11 protein-coding genes are annotated in these 9,077 nt (G+C 65.1%); 7 read left to right on the top strand and 4 right to left on the bottom strand.

Features of this window, described 5'->3' with window-relative positions:
* Window positions 1–125: 125 nt before the first annotated feature.
* Window positions 126–587 (bottom strand): hypothetical protein, encoded by a 462-nt coding sequence (locus CVM73_RS33290; RefSeq protein ID WP_167407199.1) that lies wholly within the window; start codon window positions 585–587, stop codon window positions 126–128.
* 183 nt (window positions 588–770) lie between these two features.
* On the opposite strand from CVM73_RS33290, the gene CVM73_RS33285 reads away from it, so the two are divergent.
* Window positions 771–1,076 carry a hypothetical protein gene (locus tag CVM73_RS33285; RefSeq protein WP_100236002.1) on the top strand — a complete coding sequence of 102 codons (306 nt, stop codon included), beginning with the start codon at window positions 771–773 and terminating at the stop codon, window positions 1,074–1,076.
* 44 nt (window positions 1,077–1,120) lie between these two features.
* Window positions 1,121–1,651, top strand: coding sequence for a DUF3617 domain-containing protein (locus tag CVM73_RS33280; RefSeq protein WP_100236001.1), 531 nt, complete (start codon window positions 1,121–1,123; stop codon window positions 1,649–1,651).
* Between the two features lie 177 nt (window positions 1,652–1,828).
* On the opposite strand, the gene CVM73_RS33275 is transcribed toward CVM73_RS33280, so the two are convergent.
* The 3 genes from CVM73_RS33275 to CVM73_RS33265 are packed head-to-tail and all read right to left on the bottom strand — an operon-like array spanning window position 1,829 to window position 4,503.
* On the bottom strand, window positions 1,829–3,217 hold the full coding sequence (locus tag CVM73_RS33275; RefSeq protein ID WP_100236000.1) for an ATP-binding protein: 1,389 nt from the start codon (window positions 3,215–3,217) through the stop codon (window positions 1,829–1,831).
* Between the two features lie 18 nt (window positions 3,218–3,235).
* Window positions 3,236–3,964, bottom strand: a complete 729-nt coding sequence (locus tag CVM73_RS33270) for a response regulator (protein ID WP_100235999.1) — start codon at window positions 3,962–3,964, stop codon at window positions 3,236–3,238.
* Entirely contained in the window at window positions 3,961–4,503 is a 543-nt protein-coding gene (locus CVM73_RS33265) for a MarR family winged helix-turn-helix transcriptional regulator (RefSeq protein ID WP_245452501.1), read from the bottom strand. The genes CVM73_RS33270 and CVM73_RS33265 overlap by 4 nt, the downstream gene beginning before the upstream one ends.
* A gap of 339 nt (window positions 4,504–4,842) precedes the next feature.
* Between CVM73_RS33265 and CVM73_RS33260 the strand changes: the two genes are divergently transcribed.
* From CVM73_RS33260 to CVM73_RS33240, 5 genes are all read left to right on the top strand, one after another.
* A complete protein-coding gene (locus tag CVM73_RS33260; RefSeq protein WP_100236031.1) occupies window positions 4,843–5,925 on the top strand; it encodes a branched-chain amino acid aminotransferase in 1,083 nt (360 codons plus the stop codon).
* A 241-nt stretch (window positions 5,926–6,166) separates the two neighbouring features.
* Entirely contained in the window at window positions 6,167–6,691 is a 525-nt protein-coding gene (locus CVM73_RS33255) for a YegJ family protein (RefSeq protein WP_100235997.1), read from the top strand.
* A gap of 85 nt (window positions 6,692–6,776) precedes the next feature.
* A complete protein-coding gene (gene hisS / locus CVM73_RS33250) occupies window positions 6,777–8,270 on the top strand; it encodes a histidine--tRNA ligase (protein ID WP_100235996.1) in 1,494 nt (497 codons plus the stop codon).
* Window positions 8,271–8,325: 55 nt separating this feature from the next.
* The gene (locus tag CVM73_RS33245; RefSeq protein ID WP_167407205.1) at window positions 8,326–8,583 is read left to right on the top strand and encodes a tautomerase family protein; all 258 of its coding nucleotides are present in this window, start codon (window positions 8,326–8,328) and stop codon (window positions 8,581–8,583) included.
* 87 nt (window positions 8,584–8,670) lie between these two features.
* A complete protein-coding gene (locus CVM73_RS33240; protein ID WP_100235995.1) occupies window positions 8,671–9,063 on the top strand; it encodes a thioesterase family protein in 393 nt (130 codons plus the stop codon).
* The last annotated feature ends 14 nt before the right edge of the window (window positions 9,064–9,077 follow it).

Raw genomic sequence — 9,077 nt, 5'->3', positions numbered from 1 at the left:
CCCTCAACTAGACTGTGTAGGCGAGCCTAGCAGGCGATGAGAACATTTCAAGAACAAATTTCGAGCGCCGGTCGTTCGGCCGCTTGATCGGGCCGAATCATGGCTGTCGAATCAGGGCTGTCGAATCAGGGCTTGGCGGCGCGGCAGGCCGGGTTGTAGGCCCAGTTGCGATCGAGCCCGACCACGCACCATTCGACGCCATCGCCGTAGGCGGCAAAGCCGCCATCCTCGATGATCGAGAAATGCACCTTGCGCACCTTGCCGTCAGTGAGCATGGCATCCCCGGTGCAATAGCGGCGCGGGATGTTGTCGGACTGCCAGGGCCGGAACGCGACCTCGCGAACGGCCGAGAAGCCCGTGATCTTCAACGAGGAATTCCAGAACGCGCTTTCCTTCTCCCAGAACTGGGTGGCGATCGTCGGCAGCGCCTTGTCGCAATCGGCGACGGCGCCGTCGTAGCGCGGCCCGCTCAGCCAGAAATTCATCTCAAGTCCATTGGCGGCCCTGGCTTCGCCAAGCGGCAGTGCCCCGAACATGAGGCCGAGCATGGCGGCAAAGCGGAGCAATTTCGGGGAGGGGGCGCGCATGATCAATCCGGACAGTTCAGGTCTTGCGAAGGTCGGACGGTGCCGCGAAGGCCGGGGGAGGTCAAGTGCAGCGCGGCAACACTTCGCCAGGAGTTGACCGGGAGGCGCGGCGAACCGGGCTTCCGTTCTTTTCACGTCCATCCCGGCACCGTAAACTGCCGCCAGCCAATTGGAGTGACGGGAATGCGAATCATTGCGGCCGCGGGCCTTCTTGCCGGCCTGGTTGTCTCGGGTACGATGGCGAGCCAGCCGGCGCGCGCCGATATCCTTCCGGTGCCTCCGTTCAAGGGCAACGACACCGGCGGCATCATCGCCTATTCGATGGCAACACAGGTCGATGCGCGGCAGGTCGCCGTCGATCACTGCGCGCGCTACGGCAAGGTCGTGAAATTCCTGGGCGTGCAGGCCTATGAGGGCGGTTACATCTCGTTCTCCTGCCGCTGGGTGCCCTATGGCGCCGCCGATCGGCCGATCCGCACGCTGTACTGAGGCGTTGTCGTAACGACGCAATCTGTTAGCCGGGAGCTTCCCTCATGACGCGCAAACTCGTTTTGCTCGGCTCGACGCTTTGCCTCGCGTTGTCGGCAGGCGGCGCCAGCGCCGACGACCTGCCGGTGCGCAAGGCCGGTCTTTGGGAAATGAAGCTGGTCACATCAGGCTCGCCCGTGCCCGAGATGACCATGCAGCACTGCACCGATGAGACCGTCGACAAGGAGATGAGCAACAACGTCTCCCCGATGGCCAAGCAGATCTGCGCCAAGCAGGAGATCAAGAAGACCGCGACCGGCTATGTCAGCGATTCCGAGTGCAGCGTCGCCGGCGTCAGCACAACCTCGCATGCCGAGATCACTGGCGATTTCAACTCGGCCTACACGGTGAAGACGACCTCGCATGCGCAAGGCGGCGTCGCCGGCGCGGCGGGGCGCGATAACACCACAACGCTGCAAGCCAAGTGGTTAGGAGCCTGTAAGCCGGAGCAGAAGCCCGGCGACATCGTGATGCCCGGCGGCTTCAAGATGAACATGCGCGACATGGACAAGCTGAAGGCGCTGCTGCCGAAGTAGAGCGAGGCCGTAGCCGGGAAATCGGTGCGCTCCCTCGCCCCGCTCTTGCGGGGAGAGGGTTGGGGTGAGGGGCCTCTCTCCGCATGCGAGATAGTCGAGGGACCTGTACCCCCTCACCCGAATTCGATCTGAGATCGAATTCGACCTCTCCCCGCAAGCGGGGAGAGGTAAGGAAGGCTACACCGGTATCCGCACGCTCGCCCTCAATCCACCCATCGGGCTGTCACCCAGCGTGATGTCGCCGCCGTGGGAGCGGGCGATGTCGCGGGCGATGGCAAGGCCAAGGCCGGTGCCGCCTTCGTCCTGGTTGCGGGCGTTGTCCAGCCGCAGGAACGGCTTGAACACCTCTTCGCGCAAATGAGCGGGAATACCCGGGCCGTCGTCGTCGATCGTGACGGTGAGATAACGGTGATCGCGCTGGCCGGTGATGGCGATGGCCTTGCCGTAGCGCGCCGCGTTGGTGACGAGATTGGCGAGGCAGCGCTTGAACGAAGCCGGCTTCACGGTGACCACGGGCAGGCCGTGGAACGCCACGGTCGCGGTGTGGCCGTGGCGTTCGGCATCGCTGCGCAGCTCCTCGAGCGCCTGCGCCATGTCGGTCGGCTGCGACTGCTCACCGGAATCGCCGCGGGCAAACGCGAGGTAATCCTCCAGCATCATCGACATCTCGTCGACGTCCTTGCGCATGCCCTCGAGCTCGGGGCTGTCGCCGATCAGCGCCAGCTCGAGCTTGAAGCGGGTCAGGATGGTGCGCAGGTCGTGGCTGACGCCGGCGAGCATCGCGGTGCGCTGCTCCATCGTGCGCTCGATGCGCGACTTCATTTCGAGGAAGGCGACCGCCGCGCGCCGCACCTCGCGCGCGCCGCGCGGTCTGAAGTTCGGCGCCTCGCGGCCCTTGCCAAAGCTTTCGGCGGCATCGGCAAGGCGCAGGATCGGCTTGATCTGGTTGCGCAGGAACAGCACCGCGACGATCAAGAGGATCGAGGACGTGCCCACCATCCAGAACAGGAAAATCTCCGAGTTCGAGGCATAGGCGGCGCTGCGCTGCGCGAACACGCGCATCACGGCATCATCGAGCTGGATGCGGATCTCGACCAGGTTGGAGCGGCCGACGGTGTCGATCCAGAACGAGCGTCCGATCTGGCGCCCGAGCTGCACCGACAGCGTCTGGTCGAGCAGCGAGAAGAACGGTTTTGGTCCCGGCGGCGGCATGTCGCCGGCGGGCAGGAAATCGACGACGAGGCCGAGGCGCTGCTGCGCGATGCGGCGGATCTGGTCGCGGTCCTTGTCTTGCGGATAGCCCTTGTAGACGTCGATCAGCGCGGCGATGTCCTGCACCACCGCGGCCGACAGGCGGCGCGTCACCGTGTTCCAGTGCCGCTCCATGAACACGAAGGCGACGACCGATTGCAGCACCACCATCGGCACGATCATGATGAGGAGCGCACGGGCATAGAGGCCGGTCGGCATCCAGCCCTTGAACGCGTTGCCCATCCAGCCATTGGCGGCGGAGACGCGGCCGGCGGCGCTCTTCAGAAGCGTCAGGCCGGAATCGATCGTGCTCATCTAGCGCGCTTCACTGATTTATGGCGAGGCCACCAGGCGGTAGCCGATGCCGCGCACCGCCTGGAGGAACAGCGGATTGGCGGGATCGGTCTCGATCTTGCGCCGGAGGCGGTTGATCTGCACGTCGACGGCGCGCCCGTTGACGCTGCCATTGCCGGTCAGCGCGCTGCGCGGCCCGGTCTCGCCCGGTGTCTCCGACAGGATCCGCAGCATCTCGCGCTCGCGATCGGTGAGGTGGATGACCTCCTCGCCCTGGCGCAATTCGCCGCGATCGAGATGGTAGACGTAGGGACCGAACGCGATCTTCTCGACGGTCGTGGCCTGCTGCGGCGGCGCGGCGCGCTTGAGGATGTTGTTGATGCGCAGCGCAAGCTCACGCGGCTCGAACGGTTTTGCGACGTAATCGTCGGCGCCGATCTGGAGGCCCTCGATGCGGGCCTCCGCCTCGTGCCGCGCCGTCAGCATCACGATCGGCACCGAGGAGGACGTGCGAATGAAGCGGGCAAGGTCGAAGCCGGTCTCGCCGGGCATCATCACGTCGAGGATCAAGAGATCGAAATGCAGGCCCAGCAGTTTCGAGCGTGCATCGCCGGCGCTCGCCGCGGTGGTGACGCGGTAGCCTTCACTGGCGAGAAAGCGCGAGAGCAGGTCGCGGATGCGGCGGTCGTCGTCGACCAGCAGCAGATGCGGGGCATCGTCGGCCGGTTGCACCGGCGGACGGGCGAGCGTGGCAGCGAGCACGGTCACTCCTTGGCGTCGTGGTTGACGGAAGCGAAGATCGTCTCGAGCACCTTGTCCGGATCGTCGCGGTCGATCATCGCGCGCAGGAAGCGCTTCACGGTCTCGGCGTCCTGCGGAGCCATCTCCGCGAGCGCCCTGGTGATCCGCGTGGTCTGGAGCCCGGCGAGCTTCTGCACCAGCGCCTCGCCCTTCGGTGTGGCGTAGAGCAGGCGCTGGCGGCGATCATTGTCGCCGGTCTTCTGCACGATATAGCCCTCGTCCAGGAGCTGCTTGAGCACGCGGCCGAGCGACTGTTTTGTGATGCGCAGGACGTCGAGCAGGTCGGCGACCTTCAGCCCGGGATAACGATAGACGAAGTGCATGACGCGGTGATGGGCCCGGCCGAAGCCGAACGCCTCCAGCTCCTGGTCGGGATCGCCGACGAAATCGCGATAGGCGAAGAACAGCAGCTCGATGATATCCCAGCGCAAATTGCCTCCATCGGACGCGGCGGACCGGGTCTCGGCGGCGTCAGGGGAGGAAGTCGCGAAATTTATGTCAGGCATATTGACGTATCTTGGGTTCAATGTTACAAAACAGTCGACCCGCACGAAATTTTAGATCGTTTCGCGCCGGGTGGCATCGTAGCAGGGCGGCCGGAGAGAGCCGGACAGGCGACGACGGCCGAAGCAGATCTACCGTGCGATTGTCGAGCGGCATTTCGGCAAAACATACTGGACTTCCGCCTTCCGCAAAAGCATGTCCTCGGCGACATGCTGGCCACGGAAACCGGCCGTAACAAGGCTGGCGGCGGTCCGGCCAAGAACCCAATCAAGCCAGCCGGGCCCGAAACGGGCCGGCGGGCGCGAGAAACAGCGCCGCCACCGGCAGCGGGAGGCAAGGACATGAGCATGAAATTCGACATCCAACCCGCATCCAATCCGACGTCCGAAAAGGATCGTATCGCCAAGCTGGTGGACCCCGGCTTCGGGCGGGTCTTCACCGACCACATGGCGGTGGTTCGCTACAACCAGGCCAAGGGCGGCTGGTACGAGGCGAAGATCGAGGCGCGCGCCAACTTCCAGCTCGATCCGGCCGGCGCCGTCCTGCACTACGCGCAGGAGATCTTCGAGGGCCTTAAGGCCTACAAGCGCGACGATGGCGGCGTGAACCTGTTTCGCCCCGACGCCAATGCGCGGCGCTTCAGGGACTCGGCCGATCGCATGGCGATGGCGCAGCTGCCCGAAGACGTCTTCATCGAGGCGGTCGAGCAGGTCGTGCGCATCGACCGCGCCTGGATGCCGGGCGGCGAGGGCAGCCTTTACTTGCGGCCCTTCATGATTGCGAGCGAGACTTTCCTCGGCGTCAAGCCGTCGTCCGAATACATTTTTGCGGTGATCGCCTCGCCTGTCGGCTCCTACTTCAAGGGCGGGCCTGCGCCGGTCTCGATCTGGGTGTCCGAGAATTATACCCGCGCCGCGATCGGCGGCACCGGCGCCGTCAAGTGCGGCGGCAATTATGCCGCGAGCCTGCGCGCGCAGGCCGAAGCGATCCAGCATGGCTGCGATCAGGTCGTGTTCCTCGACGCGGTCGAGCGCCGCTATATCGAGGAGCTCGGCGGCATGAACGTGTTCTTCGTGTTCGACGACGGCTCGCTCTCGACGCCGCCGCTCGGCACCATCCTGCCCGGCATCACCCGCGACTCCATCATCACGCTCGCCCGCGATGCCGGCAAGACCGTGCGCGAGGAGCCCTACTCGCTCGAGCAGTGGCGCAAGGATGCGGCCTCAGGCCGGCTGAAGGAAGCGTTCGCCTGCGGCACCGCCGCCGTGATCTCGCCGATCGGCAAGGTGCGCTCGGTGAGCGGCGACTTCGAGATCTCGGGCGGCGCCGCCGGCCCCGTCGCCATGGGCCTGCGCAAGCAGCTCGTCGACATCCAGTACGGCCGCACCAACGATCCGCACAACTGGATCCGCAAGGTGTTTTGAGGTCTCGTGTCCCGGACGCGGTGCAGCGCTTCCCTGGCGATGCGAAGCATCGTCCAGTCAGCGGTGCGCCGCAGAGCCGGGACCCATGTCTGCGCAGATGGACCCCGGATCAGCAGCGCACCACGCCGCCAAGGCGCGGCGCGTTGCGCAGCATCCGCGGAACGTCGGCCGATAGACATGAACGTGTCACTATGACCGCGCGACAAAGCCAGGACACAACAAGCATCCGGACATCGCGATCATGGCATCCAAGCTCTCCCAGCCGATGAAATGGGTGATTCTCGCCGCTGTCACCGGCGTCTCCGTTCTCGGCATCCTGACCATCGGCCCTACGGACGAGGTCGCAGCGGATGACCACTCGCCGGTTGTCACCGTGCGTACCACCGACCCCGAGATGAATGCCGCGATCGCCCGCGCCCGCGGTACGCTGCCGACCTTCTGGGCCTCCTATGACGCGCCAAAGCCATCCGAGACCGGGCACGCCCTGAAGGTGCACTTCACGACCCGCAAGGGCGGCGAACACATCTGGATCGGCGAGGTGAAGAAGCTGCCAGGCGGGACCTATTCCGGTTTCTTTGCCAATGAGCCGCGCGATCTGCCGGGCAAACGGGCAGGGGACAAGGTCGAGTTCGCCGAAGCCGACATCTCGGACTGGATGTTCATGCGCAACGGCAAGATCGTCGGCGGCGAAACCATCAAGCCGACCCTGAAGTCGCTGCCGAAGGCGGACGCGGATGCCCTGAGGGCGCGGATGGAGCAGCCGTAGGCTTTTCTTCCCCTCTCCCCGCAGGCGGGGCGAGGTGAAGAACACCCCGGTTGCCGCCTCGCGCCCCGGCTGGTAAACGCCGCGCATGGCCGAGAAACCCAAAAAACCCCAGAAACTGAAGGCGCGCCTGCCGCGCGGGCTCGAGGATCGCGATCCCGCCGCGATCCGGGCGACACGCGAGATGGTCGAGAAGATCCGCGCCGTCTACGAGCTCTACGGCTTCGAGCCGGTGGAAACGCCGGCAATGGAATACACCGACGCGCTCGGCAAATTCCTGCCCGACCAGGACCGTCCGAACGAGGGCGTGTTCTCGTTCCAGGACGACGACGAGCAGTGGATCTCGTTGCGCTACGATTTGACCGCGCCGCTCGCGCGCTATGTCGCTGAAAACTTCGACACCCTGCCAAAGCCCTATCGCAGCTACCGCGCCGGCTACGTATTCCGCAACGAAAAGCCCGGCCCCGGCCGTTTCCGCCAGTTCATGCAGTTCGATGCCGACACGGTCGGCTCGGCGACGCCGGCGGCGGACGCCGAGATCTGCATGATGGCGGCCGACACGATGGAAGCGCTGGGCATCCAGCGCGGCCAGTACGTCGTGAAGGTGAACAATCGTAAGGTGCTCGATGGCGTGCGCGATGCGCTCGGCATCGCCGATGATGGCCAGTGGCTCACGGTCATGCGTGCGATCGACAAGCTCGATCGGCTCGGTCTTGCCGGAGTCCAACAACTGCTCGGCGAAGGTCGGAAGGACGAGTCCGGCGACTTTACGAAGGGTGCAGGGCTGAAACCTGCTGATATTATCTTGGTCACAAGCGTCATCGAGCAAGTTGATGATGCGGACGAGAAGATTGCACAAATTGACTTGCGGCTCCGCGATAGCAAAGTTGGTCAGCAGGGCCGCGAAGAGTTGGAGGAAATTGAGCGGCTTGTGAGGGCCTCTGGCTATGGTCCAGACCGTATCAAGATCGATCCCTCCGTCGTCCGCGGCCTCGAATATTACACCGGCCCCGTCTACGAGGTCGAACTCCTGCTCGACACCAAGGACGAGAAGGGACGCCCCGTGCGCTTCGGCTCGGTCGGTGGCGGCGGCCGCTATGACGGTCTCGTCTCGCGCTTCCGCGGCGAGCCGGTGCCGGCGACCGGTTTCTCGATCGGCGTCTCGCGCTTGCAGGCCGCGCTGACGCTGCTCGGCAAGCTCGACACGCGGCCCGAGTTCGGTCCCGTCGTCGTCACCGTGTTCGACCGCGACCGCGTCGCGGACTACCAGAAGATGGTGGCATCCTTGCGCACCGCCGGCATCCGCGCCGAGCTCTATCTCGGCAATCCCAAGAACATGGGCAACCAGCTCAAATATGCCGACCGCCGCAACTCACCTTGCGTCATCATCCAGGGCTCGGACGAGAAGGCGCGCGGCGAAGTGCAGGTCAAGGATCTGATCGAGGGCGCCAAGGCGGCGGCCGCGATCGCCTCCAACCAGGAATGGCGCGAGAGCCGCCCGGCGCAGTTCTCGTGCAGCGAAGCCGACCTCGTCGCAAAAGTGCGTGAGGTCCTGGGCCGCCATGACGTGAGCTGGGGCTAGCCATTCGCCTCGATTGTCATGCGCGGGCTTGACCCGCGCATCCATCTTCAAAATGATGAATGGCCGGGACAAGCCCGGCCATGACGACGACAGCAGCAGGGAGAGAAAAATGCCTGAGATCACCATCAGCATGGCCGAAGGCCGTACCGACGAACAGAAGGCCGGCATGATGCGCGATATCACCCAGGCGCTGGTGAAGAATCTCGGCGTCGATGCCGATGCCGTCGTCATCCAGATCAACGAAGCCCCGCTGCGCCACAAGATGAAGGGCGGCAAGACCTTCGTGGAACGCGCGGCGGCGGCGAAGAAGTAGCCAACGCCGTTGCGGCAAACGCCGCTGTCGTCCCGGATCGGCGCGCGCTTAGGGCGCGCTTGTCCGGGACGACACTGAGCAAGCACCATGGACGCACGCGACTTCATCAAGCTCGGCATGAGTGCGGAACGCACGCTGGTGGTGCCGGTGGAGCGCACGGTCGGGCATTTCGTGCCCGGCATGCCTTTTGTCTACGCGACGCCGATGATGATCCTGGAAATGGAGATGACATCGGGCGATGCGATCCGCGCAGCGCTTCAGCCGGGCTGGGTCACCGTCGGCACCGAGGTCGACATCCGCCATCTTGCCGCCGCGCTCGTCGGCGCAACCGTGCGCACCACCGCAAAGGTGGTCGCCGTCGAGCGCCGCGTCATCCGCTTCGAGGTCGAGGCCTTCGAGGGCACGCGCAAGCTCGGCGAGGGCCGCCACGCGCGCGGGCTCGTGAATGTCGAGATGTTCAACAAGCGGCTCGGGGCGTAGCGCGCGCCACCTGT

Origin of the sequence: Bradyrhizobium forestalis, assembly GCF_002795245.1 — a bacterium.
Taxonomy (GTDB): Bacteria; Pseudomonadota; Alphaproteobacteria; order Rhizobiales; family Xanthobacteraceae; genus Bradyrhizobium; species Bradyrhizobium forestalis.
This window is presented reverse-complemented; position numbering and strand designations above follow the sequence as displayed.

What these genes read in the sequence shown, in the direction of transcription:
- CVM73_RS33290 (WP_167407199.1), bottom strand. Translation starts at nt 587, where the DNA reads ATGCGCGCCCCCTCCCCGAAATTGCTCCGCTTTGCCGCCATGCTCGGC.
- CVM73_RS33285 (WP_100236002.1), top strand. Translation starts at nt 771, where the DNA reads ATGCGAATCATTGCGGCCGCGGGCCTTCTTGCCGGCCTGGTTGTCTCG.
- CVM73_RS33280 (WP_100236001.1), top strand. Translation starts at nt 1,121, where the DNA reads ATGACGCGCAAACTCGTTTTGCTCGGCTCGACGCTTTGCCTCGCGTTG.
- CVM73_RS33275 (WP_100236000.1), bottom strand. Translation starts at nt 3,217, where the DNA reads ATGAGCACGATCGATTCCGGCCTGACGCTTCTGAAGAGCGCCGCCGGC.
- CVM73_RS33265 (WP_245452501.1), bottom strand. Translation starts at nt 4,503, where the DNA reads ATGCCTGACATAAATTTCGCGACTTCCTCCCCTGACGCCGCCGAGACC.
- CVM73_RS33260 (WP_100236031.1), top strand. Translation starts at nt 4,843, where the DNA reads ATGAGCATGAAATTCGACATCCAACCCGCATCCAATCCGACGTCCGAA.
- CVM73_RS33255 (WP_100235997.1), top strand. Translation starts at nt 6,167, where the DNA reads ATGGCATCCAAGCTCTCCCAGCCGATGAAATGGGTGATTCTCGCCGCT.
- hisS (WP_100235996.1), top strand. Translation starts at nt 6,777, where the DNA reads ATGGCCGAGAAACCCAAAAAACCCCAGAAACTGAAGGCGCGCCTGCCG.
- CVM73_RS33245 (WP_167407205.1), top strand. Translation starts at nt 8,326, where the DNA reads ATGAATGGCCGGGACAAGCCCGGCCATGACGACGACAGCAGCAGGGAG.
- CVM73_RS33240 (WP_100235995.1), top strand. Translation starts at nt 8,671, where the DNA reads ATGGACGCACGCGACTTCATCAAGCTCGGCATGAGTGCGGAACGCACG.